This window comes from Flavonifractor sp. An306 (assembly GCF_002159455.1).
Taxonomy (GTDB): Bacteria; Bacillota; Clostridia; order Oscillospirales; family Oscillospiraceae; genus Flavonifractor.
The window spans coordinates 1-918 of sequence record NZ_NFIQ01000226.1 but is presented as its reverse complement, the minus strand read 5'-3'; the positions used below and the strand labels follow the sequence as shown (position 1 = coordinate 918).

Genomic DNA, 918 nt, shown 5'->3' with positions numbered 1-918 from the left:
TGCTGTCTCCTTTCAGAATGGTGTGTCGCGACTTCATTCTACCAGAGTTCTGCAAACCATGTCTCTTCTCATCCTTTTTTCAATTTGCGAAAATTATTGTACCTTATCGTCCTCCTCTATTTTACGCTTACAGATATCTTTTTTTCGTGCAGTCAAAAATGGACGCGAAAAAACCCCGAAACCGTTGCGGCTTCGGGGTTTTCCGGTGCGATATCTTTTTTGGTCGCACAATGTGGTTGCGGGGGGAGGATTTGAACCTCCGACCTCCGGGTTATGAGGCGTAGGCGAGGGGTGTCTCCAGCTTCAATAGCGCTTTTAATGTCTGGAGTTCCACCTTTTTGGCGTTAACTGGTCACTTTGTTTCACTAGGTTTATGTGTTTCAATCCATAAGCATCAGATAAGCATCGGAAATAGAAATGGCGTCCACGTGTGGTGGACAGATTATCTCTGAAAATTAGGAGGTGATTATCGTGAAAAACAGGAAAGAGCAGTATACCGAAGTAGTGAACAGTGCTGCGGAACTGGCAGACTATTTCTTTGACCAGGAGGGTGGAGGTTATACACTGGCTATTGTGTGTGAGATCCTTGAGGCCTTGCTGGAAGACGGGGAGCTGCCAGCGGCATACGTTGTAATAGAGACTGCCTGTCGAATGGGTGACGTTAACTTCCCGCTGGAAGGGGACACAGACTTTGGTTACATCCGTTTTTATCTGGAGCGGTTTGCGAAACTGTTGAGTGAGGCCCTGGAAACACGGTGGGCGACGTGACACCCTTTGTTTTTCTCCGTTTTGAGCAGGACCTTTCTCTCGCAGACTGTCCGAAAACTACAAGTGAATCTGGTATCTTGACACAATATATGGTATAATACTTGTGTAAAAACCGCAATAGAGGTGACACACATGGGTTATATACAAGGT

The 918-nt window shown here is 46.2% G+C and carries 1 protein-coding gene; it reads left to right on the top strand.

All coding sequences use genetic code 11. The features are described from left to right. The first annotated feature begins 471 nt into the window (after positions 1-471). Complete coding sequence (locus tag B5F88_RS19790; protein ID WP_087937082.1) at positions 472-768, top strand: hypothetical protein; 297 nt, start codon at positions 472-474, stop codon at positions 766-768. Positions 769-918 lie beyond the last annotated feature (150 nt).